A 22,831-nucleotide genomic window follows, 5' to 3' on the forward strand; every position below is an offset into this window, starting at 1 on the left:
CGGCCCAGCTCGAACTCGGTCACGTGGCGGCGGTACTCGCGCCACTCGGCCCGCTTGTTGCGCAGGAAGAAGTCGAAGACGTGCTCCCCCAGCGTCTCGGCGACCAGCTCGCTCTGCTCCATGACGGCGATGGCCTCGTCGAGCGACTGCGGCAGCGGCCGGATGCCGAGGGCGCGGCGCTCGGCGCTGGTGAGGGTCCAGACGTTGTCCTCGGCGGCGGGCGGGAGCTCGTAGCCCTGCTCGATGCCGCGCAGCCCCGCCGCGAGGACGAGCGCGAAGGCCAGGTAGGGGTTGCAGGCCGAGTCGAGCGAGCGGAACTCGATGCGGGTCGAGCCCCCCTTGTGCGGCTTGTACATCGGGACCCGGACCAGGGCCGAGCGGTTGTTGTGGCCCCAGCAGATGTAGGAGGGCGCCTCGCCGCCCTGGCCGGCGATGGCCTCGGCCCCGCCCCACAGACGCTTGTAGGAGTTGACCCACTGGTTGGTGATCGCGGTGATCTCGGCGGCGTGCCTGAGCAGCCCGGCGATGAACGACCGGCCGATCTTGGAGAGCTGGTATTCGGCGCCGGCCTCGTAGAAGGCGTTGCGGTCACCCTCGAACAGCGACATGTGGGTGTGCATGCCGGAGCCGGGGTGCTCGGTGAACGGCTTGGGCATGAACGAGGCCCAGATGCCCTGCTCCAGCGCGACCTCCTTCATGACCAGGCGGAAGGTCATGATGTTGTCGGCCGTGGTCAGCGCGTCGGCGTAGCGCAGGTCGATCTCCTGCTGGCCGGGGGCGCCCTCGTGGTGGCTGAACTCCACCGAGATGCCCATCGACTCCAGCATCATGATCGCCTGGCGCCGGAAGTCGTGGCCGGCGCTGTGCGGGGTGTGGTCGAAGTAGCCGCCGGAGTCGATCGGCTCGGGCCGCTGCCCCGGCTCGGGCCGCTGCTTCAGCAGGAAGAACTCGATCTCCGGGTGGGTGTAGAAGGTGAACCCCATGTCGGCGCACTTGGCCAGCGTGCGCTTGAGCACCCAGCGCGGGTCGGCGTGCGACGGAGAGCCGTCGGGCATGAGGATGTCGCAGAAGATGCGCCCCGCCCCCGGTGTCTCGCTGCGCCACGGCAGGATCTGGAACGTCGCGGGGTCGGGCTTGGCCAGCATGTCGGACTCGTAGACGCGGGCGAAGCCCTCGATGGCCGACCCGTCGAACCCGATGCCCTCGGCGAAGGCGCCCTCCAGCTCGGCCGGTGCGATGGCGACCGACTTGAGGAAGCCGAGCACGTCGGTGAACCACAGCCGGATGAACCGGATGTCGCGCTCCTCGAGCGTGCGGAGCACGAACTCCTGCTGGCGGTCCAAGGCATCCCCTCGCGGAAGTACGGTACGGCTGTTGCTACCAGAATGCCGTGTCGTTGTTTCGCACAGGTTACGGCAGCCGCCGGTGCGAGCCTCGCTGACAAACAGTCCGCCCCCACCTACTGTGATCTTCGCAGTCAGTCTCGGGGGAGGCACGGGTGGCCATCGACCTGCTCAATCACAAGCTCGATCGAGCGTTCGACCACATCGACGCGGCCGGCCGGGAGGTCGTGGACCGCGAGGATCTGCTGGGGCTCGGCGCCCGCATCCTGGTCGGCTTCGGTGAGTCGCCGACCTCGCTCGCCGGCAACCGCCTGGTCGGCGGTCTCGGCGGGATCTGGGCGAGCCTGTCGGACGCGCTCGGCCGTGACGGCGACTGCCGGCTGACGCGGGAGGAGTTCCGTACGGCGATGACGAAGGCGTTCGTCGCCGGCGACGCCTACGAACCGGTGTTCCACCCGGCCGTCGTGGCCGTGGCGGAGATCTGCGACGGCGACGGGGACGGCCTGGTCGGGGCGCGGGAGTTCCGGACGCTGCTCAGCGCGTACGGCACCGCCTACGACGACATGGACGCGGCGTTCGACCGGCTGGATCACACGGGCAGGGGCGTGCTGACCGTGGCGGAGCTCATGGTGGCGGCACGGCAGTACTACACGGGCACCGACCCGGACGCGGCGGGCAACTGGCTCTTCGGGCCCCTGTGAGCCGGCTGTGAGCACCATGTCGAACGGCTCCGCGAACGACTCCGCGGGCGTGATGACGACCGTCCGGACCGCGCTGCGGTCCGTGCTGCAGTGGCGGCCGCCCGCGCCGCGCCGGGGCGCCCCGGCCGCGCACGCGCTGCTGCGGCTGACCGAGCGGGTGCCGGCGCTGGCCACTCCGTGCCGCATGCATCCCGCCGTGTACGCCATCGAGGCCGCCGTGATCGACTGGGCTCGGCGCACCGGGCTGCGCGCCGATCCGGGGGTGGGCTTCCACCGGATCGCCGGACGGGCGTTCGCCGAGTTCGACGCCGCGGCGGCGGCGCTGTTCGCGCAGTGGCTGACGTGGCTGTTCCATCTGGACGACGAGATGGACGAGGGCCCGGCCCGGCTGGAGATCTTCCACGGCATGCTCGCCGGCGGCGCGTCCCACCCGCTGGAGGCGGCCTTCGCCGACCTGTGGCGGGTGACGAGCGCCCGGATGAGCGACCAGTGGCGGGCCAGGTTCGCGGTCAACCTGCGCCGGCAGCTCGACGCCTGCCGGGTGGAGGCGGCCAACCGGGCGGCGGGCCGCATCCCGTCGCTGGAGCAGTACCCGGCGCTGCGCAGGGGCACCGTCGGCCCGTACCTGTACGACCTGGTGGAGCCGTGCCTGCGGGTGGAGGCGCCGGCGTGGCTGCACGGCTGCGAGCCGTGGCGGGAGCTGGTGGACGCCTGCAACGACGTGACGGCCTGGTGCAACGACGTGGCGTCCCGGCCGAAGGAGCGCGGCGACGGCCACAACCTGGTCGTCGTCGCCATGCACGAGCTGCGCCTGGACGAGCGGCAGGCCGTGGGCTGGGTGCTGGACCGGATCGCCGAGCGCTGCGAGGACATGCGCCGGGCGGCCGGGCGGCTGCCGCTGGACGAGCTGGGGCCGCGCGCGGCCAGGGACGTCAGCAAGGTCGCGTGCGCCTACCTGGCGGCGCCGCGCGCCCACATCGACTGGCTGGTGGAATCGGCCCGGTACGCCTGATCCCGTCACGGCGTACCGGATCCGCCGGTGCCTTCGTCCGGCCCCGGCGGGGCGCGCGCCCGCTACAGCCGGCCGGCCGGGCAGGCCAGCGCGTCGCCCGTGGGGGTGCGGCGGTAGACGACGTCCTTGCCCACGCGCATCCCCACCGCCAGGCCGCTGCCCCGGAGCACGCCGAGGTGCTGGCTGACCGCGCCCGGGGTGAGCGCCATCCGGCGGGCCAGCGCCGAGGTGGTGCTCGGCTCGGCCAGCGCGAGCAGGATCTGCGCCCGGCTGCGGCCGATGAGGGCGGCCAGCGCGCCCGGCGCGGGCGGCGGCCCCTCCTCCCACAGCGTGCCGATCCCGCGCACGGGGTAGATGAGCGTCGACTGGTAAGGGGCCGACAGGACGGCCGTGGACGGCCAGTAGAAGGCGCTCGGCACCAGCAGCAGCCCGTCGCCGTGCAGCCCGTCGGCCGAGAACACGCAGGGCCGCTCGACGACGAGCCGCTCCCCCGTCCAGGCGACCGACGGGTCCAGGTCGGCGAACAGCTCCCGCGCCCCGCCCCGCGCGAGCTGCCGCGACCTGCGCAGCACGTCGCGCTCGAGCAGCGCGTACACGCGCGGCCAGAACTCGGCGAAGCACGCCTCCCAGTACGCCCGCAGCGCCCCGGCCACGCGGGCGACGCCGGCCGCCGGGTCGCGCCTGAACCGTTCGATGGCCGCCGGGTCCTCGCTGACCACCCGCCCGGCCTCCTCGCCGGCCAGGTCGGGCGGCGTGCACCGGACCCGGTCCAGCTCCTCGGCGAAGTCGGGCAGCGGCGTCTCGGGCGGCGGGGTGAGGAAGTCGGGCAGGTAGCCGGACGGCGGGACGAGCGCGAGCAGCTCGGCGAGGTCGAGGTCCGCCAGGCGGGGCCGGACGGCCTTGATCCACGGCAGGTGGACCGACTGCCTGGCCGGGTCGCGCAGCGTGCGCAGGCTGGCCACCAGCTCCCACATCGGCGAGAACGCGAACCTGATCCGCGCCACGTCCTCCGGCCTCATCACCCAGGTCACCGCCACACCTTTTAGTGTGCACTAAATGGATCGCCCGCCGCGCGACGGGTCGGCACGCTTGGGCGGGTGAGCATGCGATTCGTTGACAAGCCCGGCTTCCTGCGTTCCGCGATGGGCGGGCTGCCCCGCCCGTTCTGGGCCCTGTGGAGCGGCACCCTGGTGAACCGCCTGGGCACCATGGTCATGCCGTTCACCGGCGTCTACCTGACCCAGGCGCGCGGCATGTCGGTGGCCACGGCCGGGCTGGTGATGGCGGTGTTCGGGGCCGGGTCGCTGCTCTCGCAACTGCTGGCGGGGGTGCTGGCCGACCGGATCGGCCGCCGGGCGACGCTGGCCGGCAGCATGGTGGCCACGGCGGTGACGATGCTGGCGCTCGGCTACAGCACGTCGCTGCTCGCCGTCACCACGTCGATGTTCGTGCTCGGCCTGGTGATCGACGCCTACCGGCCCGCGTCGAACGCGCTGGTCGCCGACCTGGTGTCGCCGTCGGAGCGGCCGCGCGCCTACGGGCTGCTGTTCTGGGCGATCAACCTCGGGTACGCGGTCGGCATGACGGCGGGCGGCTGGCTGGCCGGGATCGGGTTCCTCTGGCTGTTCTGGATCGACGCGGTCAGCTGCGTGGCCTTCGCGCTCCTCGTGTGGCGGGCGGTGCCGGAGACCCGGCCGGCCGGCCGCGAGTCGCAGGGTGGTTTCGGGGTGGTGCTGAGGGACCGGGTGATGATGGGCTTCACGCTGACCGCGCTCGGCAACGCCGTCATGTACATGCAGACCGTGACGATGCTGCCGGTCGCGATGACCGAGGTGGTGGGGCTTCCCACCGGCCAGTTCGGCCTGGTCATGGCGTTGAACGGGGTGCTGATCGTGCTCGTCCAGCCGCTGGTGTCGAGCCGGCTCGGCCGCTTCGACCCGTCCCGGTCGCTGGCCCTGGGCCTGGCCGTCATGGGGGCGGGCTTCGCGCTGACCGCGTTCGTCACCTCCGCCGCGGGGCTGGCGGCCACCATCGTGGTGTGGACTGCCGGGGAGATCGTCACCGCGGGACTGGGGGGCGCCATCGTCGCCTCGCTCGCCCCTGCCCACCTGCGGGGCCGCTACTCGGGCATGTACGGCTTCGCCTGGTCGGCCGCCAGCGTGCTCGCGCCGCTGACCGGTGGCGTGCTGCTCCAGGCGGGGCCGGAGGCGCTGTGGTTCACCGTCGGCGGCGTGGGGGTCGTGTCCGCGGCGGGGATGCTCGTGCTCGGCCCGGCGATCAGGCGCCGCGCCGCCACGGGGCTGGGCGAGCCGGCCGCGCTCAGCGCCGCCTGACGCGGCCGGCGGGGCGCCCGCGACGGCGGCCCGGCGGGCACTGTGCAGATCCGCCATATGCTCACGCGCCGTTCGGCCCTACGCTTACCCCTGCCATGCTGACATTCACCGCACTAGGACCGTTCCAGGCCTGGACCGGCGACACCCCCCTCGACCTCGGCGGCCAGCGCCAGCGGGCGGTGCTCGCGCGCCTGCTCGTCGCCGGCGGCCGGGCCGTACCCGTGACCACCCTCATCGACGAGCTCTGGCCGGGCCGGCCGCCCGCCCAGGCGCTGTCCACCATCCAGGGGTACGTCTCCCGGCTGCGGCGCGCGCTCGAACCCGGGCGGGCTCCCCGGGAGGAGGCGGCCGTCCTGGTGTCGGCCGCGCCCGGCTACGCGCTGCGCGCCACGGTGGAGCAGGTGGACGCCTGGCGGTTCGAGGGCCTGGTCCGCGCCGACGGCGACCCGGCCGCGGTGTGGGCGGCCATGGACGCCGCGCTCGGGCTGTGGCGCGGGCCGGCGCTGGCCGAGTTCGCCGACCTGACCTGGGCGGTGACGGAGGCGGGGCGGCTGGAGGAGCTGCGGCTCGTCGCCGTGGAGCGGCGCGCGGACGCCGGGCTGGCGCTCGGCCGGGCGACCGCGCTGGTGGCCGACCTGGAGGCGCACGCGTCGGCGTATCCGCTGCGCGAGGAGGCGTGGCGGCTGCTGGCGCTGGCGCTCTACCGGACCGGGCGGCAGGGCGACGCGCTGGGCGCGCTGAGGCGGGCCCGGAAGGTGTGGCGGGACGAGCTGGGCCTGGACCTCACGAGCGGGCTGCGCCGGTTGGAGGGCGACATGCTGGCCCAGCGGCTGGAGGAGCCTCCGGCCCCGCCCGCGGCGCGCGCTTCGGGCGGCGCCGCGAGCGGCTCTTCGGGCGGCGCTTCCGGGGGCGCTTCGGGCGCGGCCCCGTTGCGGGTGCTGGTGGCCGACGACCAGGCGCTGGTGCGGGCCGGACTGCGGACCGTCCTGAGCGACGAGGACGGCATGGAACCGGCCGGGGAGGCCGCCGACGGCGAGGAGGCCATCGCGGCCGTGCGCGCGAGCCGCCCCGACGTGGTGCTGCTCGACATCCAGATGCCGCGCCTGGACGGCCTGGCCGCCGCCCGGCGCATCCTGGCCGAGGACCGGCCGCCCAAGGTGATCGTGATGACCACCTTCGGCAGCGACGAGAACCTCTACGCGGCGCTGCGGGCCGGGGTGAGCGGGTTCGTGCTGAAGACCTCGCCGCCCGAGCAGCTCGTGGCCGCCGTCCGGGCCGCCGCGGCGGGCGACGCCCTGATCGACCCGGCCATGACCACCCGGCTGATCGCGGGCTTCGCTGGCACGCCCGACCCGGCCGGCCCGCCGGGCCTGGCCGGGCTGTCCGACGGCCGGCTCGACGTGCTGAAGCTCGTCGCCCGCGGCCTGACGAACAAGCAGATCGCGCAGACCCTCTGCCTGCCTGAGCCGGTCGTCGCCGACGAGGTGGGGGCGCTGCTGGCGCACCTGGGGCTGCTCGACCGGGCGCAGCTCGTCGTGGCGGCGTACGAGTCCGGGCTGGTGACACCCGGGGCCGCGGTGTGAAACACCCCACTTCTCGTCGTTTGGACGATAAAAATCACCGCGTACTAGTCTGGTCGGGTGGCACACCTCCGCATTGCCCTGGCCCAGACCAACCCGACCGTGGGCGACCTCGCCGGCAACGCCGCCAGGCTCGTCGCCTGGACGCGCGAGGCCGCCGGCCGCGGCGCGCATCTGGTGGTCTTCACCGAGATGTTCCTCACCGGCTATCCGGTGGAGGACCTCGTGCTGCGCACCTCGTTCGTGGACGCCAGCGTCAGGACCCTTGAGGAGACCGCGGTCCGGCTGCGCGAGGAGGGGCTCGGCGAGCTGCCGGTGGTCGTCGGCTACGTCGACCGGGCCGGCCTGGCGCCACGCGTCGGCCAGCCGAAGGGCGCCCCGCTCGACGCCGCCGCCGTGCTGTGGCGCGGGGAGGTGGTCACCCGGACGGCCAAGCACCACCTGCCCAACTACGGCGTGTTCGACGAGTACCGCTACTTCGTCCGCGGCGACCGGCTGCCGATCTTCCGGCTGCACGGGGTGGACGTCGCCGTCGCCGTCTGCGAGGACCTGTGGCAGGAGGGCGGTCCCGTGGCCGTCGTCGGGCAGGCCGGCGCCGGTCTGCTCGTGGTGCCGAACGCCTCGCCGTACGAGAAGGAGAAGGACGACGTCCGCCTGGAGCTGTGCGCGCGCCGGGCGCGCGAGGCCGGCTGCGCGCTCGTCTACGTCAACCAGGTCGGCGGGCAGGACGAGCTGGTGTTCGACGGCGACTCGATCGTGGTCGACGCCTCCGGCGAGCTGGTGGCGCGGGCCGGGCAGTTCCGCGAGGAGCTGCTGACCGTCGACCTCGACCTGCCGGAGTCGGCCGCCGAGCCGGGCCGGTTCCCCTACGACGCGGGCGACGGCTCGACCATCACCGTGGACCGGATCGTGCTGTCGGACGAGCCCGTCCCGCCCTACCCGGCGCTGCCCGCCACCGTCGCCGACCGCCTCGACCTGCCCGCCGAGGTCTACTCGGCGCTGGTGCTGGCCGTGCGCGACTACGTGGCCAAGAACGGCTTCCGGTCGGTGATCCTCGGCCTGTCGGGCGGCATCGACTCGGCACTGACCGCCACCATCGCCGCCGACGCGATCGGGCCCGACCGTGTGCACGTCGTGCTGATGCCGTCGCGCTACTCCTCCGACCACTCCGTCCACGACGCCGAGGAGCTCGTCCGCCGTCAGGGGCTCAACGCGCGGATCGCGCCGATCGCCGACATCGTCGACGCCTTCGAGAAGGAGATCGACCTGTCCGGCCTCGCGGCCGAGAACCTCCAGGCGCGCGTGCGCGGCATGATCCTCATGGGTCTGTCGAACGAGCACGGCCACCTCGTGCTGACCACGGGCAACAAGAGCGAGCTGGCCACCGGCTACTCCACCCTGTACGGCGACTCGGCCGGCGGCTTCGCCCCGATCAAGGACGTGCCGAAGACGATGGTGTGGGAGCTGTCCCGGTGGCGCAACGCGCACACCGACCCGTCGTTCCTGCTGCGCGCCGAGCGGCCGATCCCCGAGAACTCGATCACCAAGGAGCCGAGCGCCGAGCTGCGGCCCGACCAGCGCGACACCGACTCCCTGCCGCCGTACGAGGTGCTCGACCGGCTGCTGGACGACTACGTCGAGAAGGACATGGGCTCGCGGGAGCTGATCGCCGCCGGGCACGACCCGGACCTGGTGACGCGGATCATCCGGCTGGTGGACCTGGCCGAGTACAAGCGCAGGCAGTATCCACCGGGCCCGAAGATCACGCCGAAGAACTTCGGCCGCGACCGGCGGCTGCCCATCACCAACCGGTGGCGCGAGAGCACCTGAGCCCCGGCCCGGGCCCGGCCGGCGGCAGGGTGCCCGAGCATGGTGGCCGCCGGCCGGCGGTGCCCGAGACGCCGGCCCTCACGGGGGGAGGGCTGCGGCGACCGCCTCGAGTCTCGTCCTGGGGCCGGCGATCGGCTCGCCGTGGCCGACGCAGGCGACGTTCGCGTCGATCTCCGCGAGCTTGCCGAACGAGCGCAGCGTCTCGGCCCGGTCGAGGGTGAACACCCCCGCTGCTGCCCGTGGCACCCCTGACGCCGCGTCCCCGGCCCGTGCGACCGTGGACGAAACCGGGCGGATCGTGAGGGATCTTTCAGCCGGAACGTGGCCACGGCGCCGCAGGAGTGGGACCATCCTGCCGAGGAGGTCCGCCGTGAGGAGCCGTTACCCGATCGTCCGGCACCGTGAGCTGCGGCCGTTCTTCCGGTACGGCGCCCTGCGCCAGCGCAGGCGTCCGCTGGCCGCCGGGCGGGACGAGGCCCTCGTGTACCGGATCGGCGCGCAGTGCACAGCGGGCGACGTCGACGCCGTGACGGCCAGGCGAGCCACCGCCGTGAGTGTGGTGGATCTCCGCCCCAACGTGATCGTCGCTGTCGGCCGGGACGTGGCGGCAGCCGGCCACGTGCTGGACTTTCCCGTCACGGTGACCTTCGCCTGCACCGTCGTCGATCCCGTCGCCGTCGTCCACGCGCGTCACACCGAGGCCGTCGGCGACATGGAGCACTTCCTCGCCCAGGATCTCGTGTCCCTGCCGGACGGCGTCCATCCTCCCGGCGAGGGCGAGGAACTCCGCCGGGCTGTCACCGCGTGGCTCCGACCACGGGCGGCCGAGTACTGGATCCCCGGGGTGGATGTCGTCTTCGCCGGCGTCGACGTGGGCCCCGCCTACATGCAGGAGGCGTGACCTCCGCGGCTCGGCGCGCTGCCGGCCCTCGGCGCCGCCGAGCGGATCCGCGCCAGCTCCCGGGTGAAGTCGCGGGACGACAGCCACAGCTTGAACATGATCGCGGCCTCGAAGACCAGCAGCAGCGCGGCGGCGCCGAGCGTCACCGGGGCGACGGCCCCGGTGAGCGGGCCGACGACGAAGACGGCCATCTGGAACTCGATGCCGCTGACCAGGTGGGCGCGCACGCGGTGGTCGCGCAGCCAGTCGCGGACGCGGATGTACCAGGCGAACCGCGCGCGGAAGTTCTGCTGCAGGTCCACCGCGTCGGCCGAGGGGACCCCGTCGGCCGCCGGGTGTTCGGCGCCGGTGGCGGCCGGGACGCCGGTGACCTCCTCGATCGCCTCGATCAGCCTGCGGCGCATCTGGCGGCGCACCTTGGCCACTTGCAGCGCGTCCACGTACCGCAGCATGTCGAGGAAGACGATCAGGACGCCGAGCAGCAGGTAGGACTCCTCGCCGGTGGCCTCGAACCGGCCCCAGGTGAGCGCCAGCGCGCAGGCGAGGACCCGGATCCGGTCGAAGACGTAGTCGAGCCAGCCGCCCATCACGGTGCCGGTCCCCTTGAGACGCGCGATCTTGCCGTCCACGCAGTCCAGCACGAAGCTCAGGTGGTAGAGGACGGCGCCGGCGAGCAGCCACTCCCAGCCGGCCATGAGGAAGCAGGCCGCCGAGCCCAGGCCGAGTGCGAACGCGCCCCAGGTGACCTGGTTGGGGGTGACGGAGGTGCGGTTGGCCAGCACGACCACCAGCCGGCCGGCGAGCGGATCCACCAGGAACACCGTCCACCAGGCGTCCCGCGGCTTGTAGGTGCGTGACCGCACCTCCTCCAGGGTGAATGCGGGCATGCCGAACAGAGCCATCGTCGAGCTCCCTGTCAGATCAGTCGGTACGGGTCAGTGAGTGCAGGCCGGTCAGTGCGGGCCGGGCGGTGCGGGCCAGTCGGCGGTCAGTCGGCGGGCCGGTCGTCGGTCCAGCCGATCTCCTGGTAGGCGGTGAAGGAGCCGACCTGGGCGTCTCCGCCGTCCGCGAGCCTGGCGGCGCTCCTGGACTCCACGGCCAGCGGCAGCCCGCTCGCCGGGTCGATCACCAGCCGCTCGTCGCTCGGCCGGCCGTCCTCGACCACCTGGTAGGTCAGCGCCTGGCCGGTGCGGCCGAGCGGGTCGGTGACCTCGCCCTGCGCCGTCATGCCGGGCAGCGAGGCCAGGATCCGGTACGCCGCGGCGCGCAGTTCGGGCGACACCGGCAGCCGGGAGATGATCTCCATGCAGGTCTCGCGGAGTTCGGCCTCCATCTCCCGGCCCACGTACGCGCCGTTCTCCCGGGCGATGCGGGACACCAGGTAGGCGCGCAGGCGGGCGGGGTCGTCCGGGAGGCCGTCCAGGGCCGTCCAGCCGGTGAGCTGCTTGGTGAGGATGCCGTCCGCGTCCCGCCAGCCGACGCGGTGCGGCCCGCTCGCGGGGGCGCCGGGGGCGGCCTCCACCAGCGCCTCGGGGGCGACGCGGCCCAGACCGGCCACGTCGGCCGGGTACCGCCACGCGGACGGCGAGCCGGCCGCCCGCCAGGCGGCCTCGTCCCGCGGGGTCGCCGGTCCCGCGCCGAGGTACCGGCCGCTCCACCGGTCCCGCCCGCCCTCCCGCCCACCGTCCCGCCCGCCGTCCCGTCCGCCGTCCCGTCCGGCGAGCCAGGTCTCGCGGGTGGAACGCCGCAGGATGACGTAGCGCCGGTCCGGGGAGAGGAGGTACTGCCCGGTGACGACCCTGGTCCGCCAGTAGGCGCCGGCCGACGGCTCGGCGGTCGTGGCGGTCGCGGCGGCCAGCAGCACCTGCCTGGCGTCCGGCCGCTCCGACCCGGCCCCGTCGCGACCCGGTCCGTCGCGACCCGGTCCGTCGGGACCTGGCCGGGCGGGATCGCTCGCCGCCGGGCCGGGCGAGAGGTGGATCGGCGAGCCGGACGGCAGGGTCAGGGCGAGCGCCAGCGCGCAGGCCGCCGCCACACCGGCCAGCCCGCCCCGGACCTGCCCCCACCACCGGGCCCGGCCCCGTGCAACCGCCCGCCTCCCGCTCCCGACCCCGAACAGCAGTCCCCGGCCCGGCCTGGAGTTCAGCCCCGAGCCCGTCCCCGAGCTTGTCCCGGAGACCAGCTGGAGGCGAGGCCTGGAGCCCGTCCCGGAGTTCGGTCCGAAGTTCGGTCCGGAGCGGGGCCCCGGGCTCGGGTCGGGGCCCGGGCTCGGGTCGGGCCCCAGAGCGTGCGTCCGGGCGGCGGGTGTCGGCACCGTCACCTCGCCCGTCCGGGCGGTCTCGGCCATCTCGGCCAGCAGCCTCGCCCGGCCGGACGCGACCGCCTCCGGTGAGGGCCCGGGCCGGGAGAAGACGGCGCGTACGGCGTCCAGTTCGTCGGCGGGGTGGCCGTTCCGCTCATCCATCGGAGCCTCCGATCATGGGATTGACGCCGCCAAGCCCGCTACGGAGCTTCCTGCGCACCCGGTTGAGCCGGGAGCCGACGGTCCCGAACGGGATGCCGAGCGTCTGCGCGACCTCCTGGTAGCTGAGGTCGGCGAGCGCCACGAGGAACAGGACGTCACGATCGCCGGCGGACAGCCGCCTGATCGCGGCCGCGAGCCGCCCCTGTACGCTCGCGGCCGTCACCCGTGTCGCCACGCTGTCCTCGTGCCCGCCGTCGAACGCCTCTCCGGCGGGTGCCCGCCGCAGGGCCTCCAGCCCGCGCGTCTCCCTCCGCCGATGGTCGGCGAGCAGGTTGGTGGCGATCCCGTAGAGCCACGGTCGCACCGCGCCGCGGTCGGGGTCGAACGTCCGCCGCTTCCTGAACGCCACCAGGAACGTCTCGGCGGCCAGGTCGTCGGCGAGGTGGGTGCCGAGCCGGCCGGCGACGTAGCGGTGGATCTCGGCGAAGTATCGGTCGTAGAGCACGGCGAACGATTCCGGGTCGTGCCACGACCGCTCGACGAGTGCGGCGTCGTCTGCTGCCACCGGCGCGTCCGGAGGAGCGGCCATGCGCGAGATGTCCCTTCTGTGGGTTACATGACTATTCCGCCGCAACCCGCATCCCGCTTCACACTTTTTTCGCCCCAGGCCGGATCTCCCGGTCCGGCCTGGGGCTCAGGCTGCGAACAGCAAGGTCAGACCACCGAGGGTGTAGGCCAGCATGAGCACGAACAGCGGGATCTGGCCCGCCACCGCCCGCGCCTCGGGCAGCAGCCGCACGGACCGGTCGTGGGCGGCCACCACACCTGCGACGTGCCCGGCCACGATGGCCAGCACCTGCACGATCGCGATCGTCTCCGGGGCGACGGCGTTCTGGTCCACCACGAGGTCGAGGCGCAGGGCCAGGACGAGGGTGCGCTGCCCCTCGATGACGAACAGCGAGAAGTAGTGGGCGACCAGGTAGCCGAGGGCGATCGGGACCAGCGTGTGGGCGAACCGGGGCGCCAGGCCACGGGTTCCGCCGATCAGCCCGGCCAGGCCGAGGCACCCGCCGTACAGCAGGGCCACCACGGCGACCGTCGCGAGCAGCCCGAGCGTGCCGAGGGCCGTGCGGCCGAGAGGGCCGGACTGCAGGGCGTCCACCCACGCGGGCGCGGTCGAGAAGCCGTCGTAGCCGGTGCTCCCCAGCAGCACGCACACCGTGGCGACCAGGCCGGGCGCGGGTTCGACGGCGTCCAGGCCGTCGAACGGGTTGCGCAGCACCCGTGTCCCGTCGGCCCGCCTGCCGAGCGGTGACAGCTGGCCGACCAGCGTCGAGTACGCCTCGAACGGGTCGCCGCGCTCCAGCCAGGCGTGCCCGTACACGCGGGTGCCGGCGAGCTGGACGGCGGCGTACCCGGCGCCGAAGACCAGCAGGGTCGGCGGGGCGGCGGGCTCCGGCGCGACGAGTTCCGTCCAGGTGAAAGCCAGCAGTCCTCCGGCGGCCGGCCAGTAGCCGAGCCGGGCGGGCAGCGCGCGCCGCGGCCGGTCCGGGAGCAGCCGGAACGGGCTCAGCGACCGCCACACCGGCCCGAACAGCAGCGACGCCGGCACCAGGCCGACCCAGAACAGCACGTACACGAGGTGGGGTGCGGCGTTGTCCTCGACCGGCCCCAGCAGGAGCAGGCCCGTGGTGTGGAGCGCCAGCAGGAGCGTGACGATCCGCGCCGGCCGGCCCGGCAGGCGCAGCGGGACCACCCGTCCCGCGCGGTCGCCGCGGAACCGGGAGTCCGCCCACAGCAGCCCGAGTGCCAGGAACGACACCACGAGCGCCGCGAAGGCCCCGGCGTAGGCGTAGAACAGCGGGATCGGCAGGTCGCTCCGCTCCCCCACCCCGTGCGCCAGCGCCTCCGTCATCGCACGGCCAGCTGGGTCAGCACGAGCCCGCTCCGGTGCGTCTCCACCTCGAACACGCCGGTCAGGTCGGCCCGGAACCGCACCGTCACCGGTTCCCCCGGCCTGAGCTCGGCCGTGCGGTCGTAGCCGTGGACGTGCAGCTCGTCCGGGACGTCGCTGGTGACCGTGATGGCGATCCGCTGGCCTCGCCGGGCCTCGACCCAGCCGGGCGGCGGGCTGACCCGCCCCGCCCGTACGGTGATCTCAGCACGCGCCTCCCCGCCGGTGCTGCCCGGCGGAGCGGTGGCCACCTCGTGGCTGTTGCCCGGTTCGCGGTGCGTCTCGGACAGCGGACCGCAACCCGCCACCGTCCCCGCCAGCCAGGCCACGCCGGCCAGCCACACCATCCCGGCCCGCCAGACCATCCCGGCGAGCCAGGACGGCCGGGCCGTCCTGGCTCGCCGGTGCGGGGACGCCTCCTCCGCCCGCGCCCCGCCGCTCACGCGGGTTCCTCCACCTGACCTGGGGACCTCTCCCCCGTACGGCGGCGCCGTGGCGCGAGGACGACGACCGCCCACAGCACCCACACCCCGGTCAGCAGCCCGCGGACCCAGCCGGGACCCAGCGGGACGACGGGGATGAGCTGTACCGTCCGGTCGTAGGCGTCGGCGGCGGCCAGCACGCCGAGCGCGATCGTGAACCAGCCGAACACCGGCCGGTCCGGCCGCAGCGCCACTCCCAGCGACAGCCACCAGCCCGCCATGAGCAGCAGCGCCACGGCGGCCAGGAGCGTGCCGTCCACGGCCGCCGCCACCACGTCGAGCACCAGCCCCGCCAGACCCACCGCGGTCCCGGCGACGACGAGCCGCCGCCCCCGCCGCGAATCCACCCCCCAGCCTGTCCCCGTTCCCGAACCCGGACCCGAACCCGGACCTGTCCCCGCTCCTGGAGCCGTTCCCGAGGCCGGACCCGTTACCGGACCCGAACCGGGACCCGAACCTGGTGGGCGGCGGGTGCGGAGCCAGAACAGCGCCGCCATCAGTCCCAGCACCGCCGAGCCACCCAGTGCGAGCTGGGCCTCCACCCTGCCGAGCCCCGACGCGCCGAACCAGTCGCAGCCCGCCGGCAGCCTCGCCTCCGAGGCGCTGAAGTCGGCGCACAGGTACAGCTTGACGACCTTGACCGGCTCGGCCAGCAACCGGCTCGCGCCGCCCGACAGCTCGGGCGCCCGCGCCGCGCAGACCGGTAGGACGGCGGGCGTGGAGGCGACCGCGTCGGCCTGCCAGCAGTTGCCGGTGCCCTGACCGTCCCACCACACGTCGAGACCGTTCGGCCGATGCTCGCCGGTGGGGCTGACGCCGAGCCGGTTGCCCTCGAACCGGTTGAAGTCGGAGGTGTCGAACTGCCGGTCGAGGCGGTCCTCACCGCGTACGAAGGCGGGCACGCCGAACAGGTGGAACGCCGCCCGCTCATGGCCCCAGACCTGGTTGTTCCGGAAGACGTTGTAGTTGCCTCCGGCGACGATCACGCCGGTGCCCGGCGGGACGCCCACCTGGGAGCAGACCACGCCACGCTCGTAGCCGCGCTGGGCGGGCGGCCTGGCGCAGGTGCCGTCGCGGGTGTGGTGGTAGTAGTCCTTGTTGTTGTCGTAGATCTTGTTGTTCTCGAACAGGGCGTGGTTCTGCGGCAGACCGGGGTGGCCGGGCCAGAGGCTGTCCATCGTGGCGCCGACCATGTTGTCGTAGAACTCGTTGTCGTGGACCCACATCGAGTCGCCGGCGGTGCCGGAGTAGCCGAGGGCGTTGTCGTGGCTCTTGCAGCGGCGGATCTCGATGGCGTAGCGGGGGACGTCGTGCCCGCGGCCGTCGTTGAGGTTGGAGGCGCTGCCCGGGTACAGGCCGCCGTCGCCGTTGCCGTACGCCTCGCAGTCGGTGTAGAGGCCGTGGTCGCTGGCGAAGGTGAGGAAGCCGTACTCGTCGTTCCAGCGGGTGAGGACCCGGTCGATGACGAAGCCGTCGGTCTCCAGGATGTACAGCGAGTTGAACGTGGTGCGCTGGGCGGTGAGGTTGCGGAAGTAGACGCCGTCCGCGCGGTCGGCCCGGATGGCGTTGAGCTTGCGGTACTCGGCGTCGACGATCACGTCGAGCGGGCCGGCTCCGGTGCCCTCGATCTGGAGGTCCTTCTTGCCGAGGACGGCCACCAGGTTCTGGTTGTGCGGGCACTGCCGCTGCTGTTCGTAGGAGAGGATCTGGTATCCCCACGTGGACCAGCGGGCCGGGAGGTTCGCGCAGGCGCCCGCGGGCGCGGCCTGGCTCGGCTCCTCGCGGTAGAGGCCGGGCAGGATCGCGATCGTCATGCCGGGCTCGTCGACCTGGTCGACGGCTTCCTGGAGGTGCCTGTACCCCTTGTCCTGACATTTCCGGAAGAGGGCCAGATTTCGCTCTTTGAGGTCCGCCGGGAACGCGGCGACGCGCCGCTCGAAGTCGGCCGCGTCCCGCTTGCAGACCAGCAGGTCGGGTTCCTCGCTGCGCAGCACCGGCACGCTGCCCGATCCGTCGGGGAACGTCACCGGCCGCTCCTCGTGGGCCAGGGCTGCTCCGGCCGGCAGCAGCAGTCCGAGGGTCAGGGCAAGCGCGATCGCGATCCGGCGTAAGGGGGGCATGGCCGCGACAGTAGAACAGTGCTCACGTTCTGCCTAGGGCCCCTGTGGATCTTGCCCGGCGGCGGAGCGGTGGTGGCGTCCGCGCGCGGCGGCTCCCGGCGGGCGCCGCCGCGCGCGATCGAGCAGAGCCGCTCCGAGCGTCAGGCGGCGAGGCCCGGCAGGACGTGGTCGACGATCCGCTCGGGAAGGTCCTCGGGGAGGTCTCCGGACGCCCACTTGGTGTACCAGATCATGGTGCCCGACAGGATGGCCATGCCCATCTCGACGTCCAGGTCGGCGCGCAGCTCACCGGTGCCGATGCCGCGCCGGAGCACCTCGCGCATGGCCTCCTTGCGCGGCTCGATCGCCACCTTCCGGAAGCGCTCCATGAGCGCCGGGTAGCGGTCGGCGTCGCTCATCATGACGTTCATGACGCAGCGCGTCCGGGACCGGTCCTTGTCCTCCCGCATCGCGTTCAGCAAGCTGATCAGGTCGTCACGGACCGACACCCCGGCGAGCGGCGGGAGCGGCGCCTTGAGCGTGGCGAGCGCGTCGGCGACCAGCTCCTCCTTGTTGGACCAGCGCCGGTAGATGGTGGTCTTGCCGACGCCGGCCCTCGACGCGATCGCCTCGATGGACAGCTCGGCGACGCCCATGCCGTCGCCGATGAGGTCGAGGGTCGCCTCGATGATCGCCTTCTCGGCCTTCTCGCTGCGGGGACGGCCCGCCGGGCGGGCCGTGACCGGTTCCTGGATCGTCATCGCGGCCTCACACTACCGCCGGTTCCTTCACATCCACGTGCTGGACGGGCCTGGGCTTGCCCGGCATCCACTTCGCGACCACGGCGACGCCGGCCAGCGCGATCACCGCGGAGACCAGGGCCGTGACGTGCATGCCGTCGATGAAGGCGGCGAACGCCGGCTTGAGGATGGCCTGGCCCTGCGCGCCGAGGCTCTCGGCCGCGCCGACCGTCGCCATGATCGACTCACCGGCGGCGTGCTGGGCGTCCGCGGGCAGCGCGGACAGCGCGGGGGCGACCTCGCCGCGGTAGGTGGACGACAGCACCGAGCCGAGCACGGCGACGCCGAGGGCTCCGGCGACCTGGCGGACGGTGTTGCTCATGGCCGAGCCGACACCGGCCTTCTCCCGGGGCAGCGACTCCATGATCGCGGTCGTGGCGGGCGGCATGATGTTGGCCATCGCGGCGCCCTGGACGAAGAAGACGACCTCGATGAGCAGGATCGGGGTGTTCGCGTCGAAGAGCGCGTAGCTGGCCAGCACCAGGGCGATCACCGTCATGCTGACCGTGGAGGCCAGCTTGGCCCCGAACCGCTGGTTCACCCGCTGGCTGAGCGGCGCGAAGATGAGCTGCGCCGCGGCGAACGGGATCATCAGGGCTCCCGCCTCGATCGGGCTGAAGCCCAGCACGATCTGCAGGTAGAAGGTCAGGAAGAACATCCCGCCCATCATCGCGAAGAAGACGATGCCCATCATGCCGATGGCCGAGGAGAAGCGGACGTTGGCGAAGCTGCGCACGTCGAAGATCGGGTGGTCGATGCGCCGCTCCCACCAGACGAACAGGCCCAGCACCGCCACGCCGACGAGCGCCGGGACGTACACCTCGGGGCTGGTCACGGTCGCCAGCTCGCCGCCGCGGATGATGCCGTAGACCACGGCCACGAGACCGATGATCGACAGCAGCACGCCGACGGGGTCGAGCCGGGACGGCTTCGGGTCACGCGACTCGGGCACGATCGTGGCGATGAGCACCATGCTGATCAGCACGATCGGCACGTTGATCAGGAAGACGGAGCCCCACCAGAAGTTCTCGATCAGCAGGCCGCCGGTGACCGGGCCGATCGCCACGGCCAGGCCGACGCCACCCGCCCAGATGCCGATCGCCTTGCCGCGCTCGGTGGGCGGGAAGATGTTGGAGATGATCGCCAGCGTGGCGGGCATGATCGCCGCGCCGCCGATGCCCATCGCCGCCCTGGCCAGGATCAGCTGGGTCGGGTCCTGGGCGTAGGCGCTGGCCAGCGACGACAGTCCGAACAACGCCATGCCGACGAAGAGCATGCGCTTGCGGCCCGTGCGGTCGCCGACCACCCCGAAGGTGAACAACAGGCCGGCGAACACCAGCGTGTAGGAGTTGATCGCCCACTCCAGCTCGCTCTGGGTCGCGCCCAAGCCCTGCACGGGGTCGGCGATGGTCTTCATCGCCACGTTGAGGATGGTGTTGTCGAGGACGACCGCCAGCAGGCTGAAGACCAGCACGCCGAGGATCGTCCACCGGCGTGGGTGGCCTGTGTCCGTGTTCATGAGGGACCCTTCAATTTCGATACGACAAAGTTTCGCAACAGGACCGTATCGCATCATATTCCGATACGCAACAGTGCCGTTTCGGAATCCCGGGCCCCTGCCGCACCCCACCCGTCCGCGCGCCTCGTCCGTCCGCCGGGGACGGCATGCCTCCGCCCGTCCGCCTTCCACCCACCCGGCCGCCATCCGGCCGTCCGCCGGGGACGGCCCGTGTTCGCCCGGGCGGATGCGGGCCGTCCCCGCAGCCGCCCGGCGGGACTATCCCGCCGCCACCTTCTCCTGCGCCTCGGCGGGCACGGGGCGCTGCGCGGGGCGGGGACGCCGCCGCCAGAACGGCAGCGCCACCACCGCCACGGCCACGCTGACCGCCCCCGCCACCGCGAACGCCCACCCCGGCCCGTGGGAGTCGATGATCAGCCCGGCGAGGGGCGCGGACGCCGCCCCGCCGACGAGCAGGGCCGTGCCGTGGAACCCCATCGCCTCGCCCCGGGCCGCCGCGGGCACCCAGCGGCTCACCGCGTCGACCGTGGACGACAGCGCCGGGGCGCACAGCACCCCGGCGGGCAGCAGCGCCAGCACCAGCCACCGCCAGTCGCCGCCGGCCAGGCCCACCGGCACGGTCAGCAGCCCCATCGACGCGATGAGGACGAGCGGCGAGGCACCTCGGCTCAGCCCGCCGTACACGAACCCGCCGAGCAGGGAGTAGGCGCACCAGATGCCCACGGCGAGCCCCACCCACTCGGTCTCCCCGGCCTGCTTCATGGTGCCGACCAGCGCCAGCTCGCTCGCGGTGAGCACGAACGTGGCCGACGCGGCGATGCCCAGGAGCGCGACGAAGCCGGGCGTCAGCCACTGGCGGCGCGGCACCCGCGCCACCGGCTCCTCGCGCTCCGCCGCGGAGCGGACCGGAGGGTTCAGCACGATCAGCGTGAGCCCCGCCACGGTGAGACCGGCCGCCAGGAAGCCCAGCGTCGGGCCGCTGCCCAGCGTGGTCATCCCGGCCACGGCCAGTGCCGGCCCGGCCATGTAGGACAGCTCGACGAGCATCGAGTCGAGGGAGAAGCCCAGGCGGCGCTGCTCCAGCGGCACCATGGCGGCCAGGCACTGCCTGATCACGCTGAACACCGGAAGCGCCAGCAGGCCGGCGACCGCCCCCGCGACGACGAGCACCGGATAGGGCAGCGCCCAGGCGCACGACCAGAAGACGGCCTGCGCGGCTGTCGTGACGGCGAGCACGGGTCGCAGCCCGTGACGGTCGACGAACCTTCCCGACAGCGGTGAGCCCACCGCCATGCCGACGGTGCACGCGGCGGTGGCGAGCCCGGCCCTGCCGAACCCCAGCCCCAGGCCGTGGACGACGTGCAGCGTGAGCGCCATCCCCATCGCGGTGGACGGCACGCGCGCCAGCAGCCCCACGAGCAGCAGCGTCCGGAGACCGGGCAGCCTGAGCAGCCGCCGGTAAGGTTCAATGGACATGTTGGTTGATTACCTCCCTGCCTATTGTGGCAAGAGGTACCGACAGTTTCGCCACCGAGTTTCGCGATGGCATCATCGGAGGAGTCCGGGGACGCCACTGGGGCGCCTCGAGACCGTTTCCCGGAGGGTCGATCATGTCCTCTTCCACCATCCCCCCGAACACGGGCGCGCTCTACGGCGGCATCGCGGGTCGCAGGGTGACCGTCCGCGACATCGCGGCCGCCAAGGAGCGCCACGAGAAGTGGCCCGTGCTCACGGCCTACGACGCGATGACGGCCCGGGTGTTCGACGAGGCGGGCATCCCCGTCCTGCTCGTCGGCGACTCCGCGGCCATGGTCGTGTACGGCTACGACTCCACGGTGCCCGTCACCGTCGACGACCTGCTGCCGCTGACCGCCGCGGTCGTCCGGGGCTCCTCACGCGCCCTCGTCGTGGCCGACCTGCCGTTCGGCTCCTACCAGGCGTCGCCGGAACAGGCGCTGGAGTCGTCCGTACGCTTCCTGAAGGAGGCCGGCGCGCACGCGGTCAAGCTGGAAGGCGGGCGCAGGGTCCTGCCCCAGGTGGAGACCCTGGTGTCGGCCGGCATCCCCGTCATGGGCCACCTCGGCCTCACGCCGCAGTCGGTGAACGTCCTCGGCGGCTACCGCGTCCAGGGGCGCGGCGAGTCGGGCGAGGAGCTCATGAAGGACGCCAAGGACCTGGAACGGGCCGGCGCCTTCGCGGTGGTGCTCGAATGCGTGCCCGCCGACCTGGCCGAACGGGTGACGACGTCGCTGTCCATCCCGACGATCGGCATCGGCGCCGGGCCGGGCACGGACGCGCAGGTCCTGGTCTGGCAGGACTTCATGGGTCTCACGCCCCGCCCGGCCAGGTTCGTCAAGCGCTACGGCGACCTCGCCGCCGACCTGGACCGCGCCGCCCGAGCCTTCGCCGCCGACGTCGCCGACGGCGCCTTCCCGGCCCCGGAACACACCTACACCTGACCCGGCACGTCCCACCCGCGTCTGTCGGACACGCGTGGCCGTCCTCGGAGGGCGCCACGCGGGTGCCCTTGGAGGGCGCCACGCGGGTGCCCTTGGAGGGCGGCCGCGTGGCGCCGCGCCGGTCGGGGACCGTACGTGGCGCGCGTGTCGGCGCGTGGAGGCGTGACCGTCCTGAAGCGGGCGGCCACCCGCGCGGGAGGCTCCGGGCAGCGCCCCCGGGGGCGGTCAGGCCAGGGTGAGGGTGGCAGGGTCGGTGTTGGAGCCGCAGACCACGACCGCGACCCGCTCCCCCGGCCCGGGGACGTAGGCGCCCGACAGCAGCGCCGCGTACGCGGTGGCGCCCGCGTGCTCGGCCACCACGCGGTGCCGCTCCCAGAGGGTTCGCCGGGCCGCGACGATGGCGTCGTCCGTCACGAGGACGCTGTGCACCCCGGCGCGCGAGCAGATGTCGTAGGCCGTCCGGCCGAGCCTGGTGGCGCCGAGCGCGTCGGCCGCCACCCCGCCGACCTCCACGGGCACCGGTTCGCCCGCCTTCAGGGCCGCGTGCAGCGTGGGGATGCGCTCAGGCTCGACGGCGACGATCCGCGGCACGGACCCGGGCTTGCGTGCGGGGCCGGGCCCGGGTGCGGGTCCCGGTCCGGGCCTGAGCGCGGGTGCGGGTTCGAGTCCCGGCCAGGCTTCGGGTACGGGTTCGGGGGCCGGGAGTGCCGGTGGGGTGGAGGGGGGCGGGGCGCCGGTGCCGACGGTGATGCCGGCGACGAGGCCGCCGCCGCCCACCGCCACCAGGACCGTGTCCACCCCGCCGGTCTGGGCGACGATCTCCAGGCCGATGGTGCCCTGACCGGCGATCACCTCGGGCTGGTCGTAGGCGTGCACCTGCAGCGCCCCGGTGGTGACCGCGCGCTCGGCCGCCGCGTGTGCCGCCTCCGCGTAGATCGCCCCCGTCTGACGGATCTCGGCGCCGAGGGCGCGCAGCCCGGCGACCTTCACCGGGCTCGTCACCTCCGGCACGAAGATCTCGGCCCGGACGCCGAGGGCGCGGGCCGCGTAGGCGACGGCGAGCCCGTGGTTGCCGCCGCTGGCGGCGATCACACCGCTGTCGGGCAGCCGTCCCGCCGACAGTATCCGGTTGAACGCCCCGCGCGCCTTGAACGACCCCGAGTGCTGCAACTGCTCCAGCTTGAGGACCAGCCCCGGCGAGATCTCGAGCACCGGCGTGCGCAACACGTGGCCGGCGATCCGCCGGGCCGCGCCCACCACGTCCTCGTAGGTCACCGTCTCCATGCCCGCCCCCGCGTCGTCCGCCCTGCCCTGCTCCACCCGGTTCGCCCGAGTCCTGCTGAGGGCTTGCATG

At 73.5% G+C, this 22,831-nt stretch carries 20 protein-coding genes; 7 read left to right on the top strand and 13 right to left on the bottom strand.

Going from position 1 to position 22,831, the window contains the following annotated elements:
* Positions 1-1,343: glutamine synthetase family protein (locus CXR44_RS02620; protein ID WP_101783500.1), on the bottom strand; the 1,343-nt coding region annotated here is incomplete at its 3' end.
* Between the two features lie 155 nt (positions 1,344-1,498).
* Here CXR44_RS02620 and CXR44_RS02625 point away from each other — a divergent pair.
* Together CXR44_RS02625 and CXR44_RS02630 are read left to right on the top strand one after the other, a co-directional pair.
* Positions 1,499-2,044: an EF-hand domain-containing protein gene (locus CXR44_RS02625; protein ID WP_101783190.1), complete on the top strand. Its 546-nt coding sequence runs from the start codon at positions 1,499-1,501 to the stop codon at positions 2,042-2,044.
* A 16-nt stretch (positions 2,045-2,060) separates the two neighbouring features.
* Positions 2,061-3,056 carry a terpene synthase family protein gene (locus CXR44_RS02630; protein ID WP_245898829.1) on the top strand — a complete coding sequence of 332 codons (996 nt, stop codon included), beginning with the start codon at positions 2,061-2,063 and terminating at the stop codon, positions 3,054-3,056.
* Between the two features lie 62 nt (positions 3,057-3,118).
* On the opposite strand, the gene CXR44_RS02635 is transcribed toward CXR44_RS02630, so the two are convergent.
* Positions 3,119-4,087: a DUF5937 family protein gene (locus tag CXR44_RS02635; RefSeq protein ID WP_245898771.1), complete on the bottom strand. Its 969-nt coding sequence runs from the start codon at positions 4,085-4,087 to the stop codon at positions 3,119-3,121.
* A gap of 72 nt (positions 4,088-4,159) precedes the next feature.
* Here CXR44_RS02635 and CXR44_RS02640 point away from each other — a divergent pair, with 72 nt between their 5' ends.
* The 3 genes from CXR44_RS02640 (at position 4,160) to CXR44_RS02650 (ending at position 8,799) form a co-directional block, all read left to right on the top strand.
* Positions 4,160-5,389 carry an MDR family MFS transporter gene (locus CXR44_RS02640; RefSeq protein ID WP_101783192.1) on the top strand — a complete coding sequence of 410 codons (1,230 nt, stop codon included), beginning with the start codon at positions 4,160-4,162 and terminating at the stop codon, positions 5,387-5,389.
* 95 nt (positions 5,390-5,484) lie between these two features.
* Positions 5,485-6,972, top strand: coding sequence for a BTAD domain-containing putative transcriptional regulator (locus CXR44_RS41910; RefSeq protein ID WP_101783193.1), 1,488 nt, complete (start codon positions 5,485-5,487; stop codon positions 6,970-6,972).
* A gap of 57 nt (positions 6,973-7,029) precedes the next feature.
* Complete coding sequence (locus tag CXR44_RS02650; protein WP_101783194.1) at positions 7,030-8,799, top strand: NAD+ synthase; 1,770 nt, start codon at positions 7,030-7,032, stop codon at positions 8,797-8,799.
* 78 nt (positions 8,800-8,877) lie between these two features.
* Here the strand turns inward: CXR44_RS02650 and CXR44_RS39245 are convergent, their stop codons facing one another.
* Entirely contained in the window at positions 8,878-9,024 is a 147-nt protein-coding gene (locus tag CXR44_RS39245) for a hypothetical protein (protein ID WP_219601640.1), read from the bottom strand.
* 145 nt (positions 9,025-9,169) lie between these two features.
* Between CXR44_RS39245 and CXR44_RS02655 the strand changes: the two genes are divergently transcribed.
* Positions 9,170-9,700: a hypothetical protein gene (locus CXR44_RS02655; protein WP_101783195.1), complete on the top strand. Its 531-nt coding sequence runs from the start codon at positions 9,170-9,172 to the stop codon at positions 9,698-9,700.
* On the opposite strand, the gene CXR44_RS02660 is transcribed toward CXR44_RS02655, so the two are convergent.
* From CXR44_RS02660 to CXR44_RS02700, 9 genes are all read right to left on the bottom strand, one after another.
* On the bottom strand, positions 9,682-10,602 hold the full coding sequence (locus tag CXR44_RS02660) for a CDP-alcohol phosphatidyltransferase family protein (protein ID WP_342748521.1): 921 nt from the start codon (positions 10,600-10,602) through the stop codon (positions 9,682-9,684). The genes CXR44_RS02655 and CXR44_RS02660 overlap by 19 nt on opposite strands.
* Before the next feature lie 86 nt (positions 10,603-10,688).
* On the bottom strand, positions 10,689-12,164 hold the full coding sequence (locus CXR44_RS02665; RefSeq protein ID WP_101783196.1) for a hypothetical protein: 1,476 nt from the start codon (positions 12,162-12,164) through the stop codon (positions 10,689-10,691).
* Positions 12,157-12,729 (bottom strand): RNA polymerase sigma factor, encoded by a 573-nt coding sequence (locus tag CXR44_RS02670; protein ID WP_245898773.1) that lies wholly within the window; start codon positions 12,727-12,729, stop codon positions 12,157-12,159. Before CXR44_RS02670 ends, CXR44_RS02665 begins: the two co-directional genes overlap by 8 nt.
* Before the next feature lie 129 nt (positions 12,730-12,858).
* Positions 12,859-14,079 (bottom strand): hypothetical protein, encoded by a 1,221-nt coding sequence (locus CXR44_RS02675; RefSeq protein ID WP_101783198.1) that lies wholly within the window; start codon positions 14,077-14,079, stop codon positions 12,859-12,861.
* Positions 14,076-14,561 (bottom strand): cupredoxin domain-containing protein, encoded by a 486-nt coding sequence (locus CXR44_RS02680; RefSeq protein WP_101783199.1) that lies wholly within the window; start codon positions 14,559-14,561, stop codon positions 14,076-14,078. The genes CXR44_RS02675 and CXR44_RS02680 overlap by 4 nt, the downstream gene beginning before the upstream one ends.
* Entirely contained in the window at positions 14,558-16,720 is a 2,163-nt protein-coding gene (locus CXR44_RS41535; RefSeq protein WP_101783200.1) for a right-handed parallel beta-helix repeat-containing protein, read from the bottom strand. The genes CXR44_RS02680 and CXR44_RS41535 overlap by 4 nt, the downstream gene beginning before the upstream one ends.
* 140 nt (positions 16,721-16,860) lie before the next feature.
* Positions 16,861-17,460, bottom strand: coding sequence for a TetR/AcrR family transcriptional regulator (locus CXR44_RS02690; protein WP_101783201.1), 600 nt, complete (start codon positions 17,458-17,460; stop codon positions 16,861-16,863).
* 7 nt (positions 17,461-17,467) lie between these two features.
* The gene (locus tag CXR44_RS02695; RefSeq protein ID WP_101783202.1) at positions 17,468-19,018 is read right to left on the bottom strand and encodes an MFS transporter; all 1,551 of its coding nucleotides are present in this window, start codon (positions 19,016-19,018) and stop codon (positions 17,468-17,470) included.
* Between the two features lie 258 nt (positions 19,019-19,276).
* On the bottom strand, positions 19,277-20,494 hold the full coding sequence (locus CXR44_RS02700) for an MFS transporter (RefSeq protein WP_101783203.1): 1,218 nt from the start codon (positions 20,492-20,494) through the stop codon (positions 19,277-19,279).
* 134 nt (positions 20,495-20,628) lie between these two features.
* Here CXR44_RS02700 and panB point away from each other — a divergent pair, with 134 nt between their 5' ends.
* Complete coding sequence (gene panB, locus CXR44_RS02705) at positions 20,629-21,477, top strand: 3-methyl-2-oxobutanoate hydroxymethyltransferase (RefSeq protein WP_101783204.1); 849 nt, start codon at positions 20,629-20,631, stop codon at positions 21,475-21,477.
* Positions 21,478-21,702: 225 nt separating this feature from the next.
* Here the strand turns inward: panB and CXR44_RS02710 are convergent, their stop codons facing one another.
* Complete coding sequence (locus CXR44_RS02710; RefSeq protein ID WP_281260234.1) at positions 21,703-22,830, bottom strand: threonine/serine dehydratase; 1,128 nt, start codon at positions 22,828-22,830, stop codon at positions 21,703-21,705.
* Between the last annotated feature and the right edge of the window lies 1 nt (position 22,831).

The organism is Nonomuraea indica, from assembly GCF_002850745.1.
Classification (GTDB): Bacteria; Actinomycetota; Actinomycetes; order Streptosporangiales; family Streptosporangiaceae; genus Nonomuraea; species Nonomuraea indica.

Bases quoted from the DNA above. Each gene is read 5' to 3' on its own strand.
- CXR44_RS02630 (WP_245898829.1), top strand. From the start codon at position 2,061: ATGTCGAACGGCTCCGCGAACGACTCCGCGGGCGTGATGACGACCGTC.
- CXR44_RS02640 (WP_101783192.1), top strand. From the start codon at position 4,160: ATGCGATTCGTTGACAAGCCCGGCTTCCTGCGTTCCGCGATGGGCGGG.
- CXR44_RS41910 (WP_101783193.1), top strand. From the start codon at position 5,485: ATGCTGACATTCACCGCACTAGGACCGTTCCAGGCCTGGACCGGCGAC.
- CXR44_RS02660 (WP_342748521.1), bottom strand. From the start codon at position 10,602: ATGGCTCTGTTCGGCATGCCCGCATTCACCCTGGAGGAGGTGCGGTCA.
- CXR44_RS02665 (WP_101783196.1), bottom strand. From the start codon at position 12,164: ATGGATGAGCGGAACGGCCACCCCGCCGACGAACTGGACGCCGTACGC.
- CXR44_RS02675 (WP_101783198.1), bottom strand. From the start codon at position 14,079: ATGACGGAGGCGCTGGCGCACGGGGTGGGGGAGCGGAGCGACCTGCCG.
- CXR44_RS41535 (WP_101783200.1), bottom strand. From the start codon at position 16,720: ATGCCCCCCTTACGCCGGATCGCGATCGCGCTTGCCCTGACCCTCGGA.
- CXR44_RS02690 (WP_101783201.1), bottom strand. From the start codon at position 17,460: ATGACGATCCAGGAACCGGTCACGGCCCGCCCGGCGGGCCGTCCCCGC.
- CXR44_RS02695 (WP_101783202.1), bottom strand. From the start codon at position 19,018: ATGAACACGGACACAGGCCACCCACGCCGGTGGACGATCCTCGGCGTG.
- CXR44_RS02700 (WP_101783203.1), bottom strand. From the start codon at position 20,494: ATGTCCATTGAACCTTACCGGCGGCTGCTCAGGCTGCCCGGTCTCCGG.
- panB (WP_101783204.1), top strand. From the start codon at position 20,629: ATGTCCTCTTCCACCATCCCCCCGAACACGGGCGCGCTCTACGGCGGC.
- CXR44_RS02710 (WP_281260234.1), bottom strand. From the start codon at position 22,830: ATGCAAGCCCTCAGCAGGACTCGGGCGAACCGGGTGGAGCAGGGCAGG.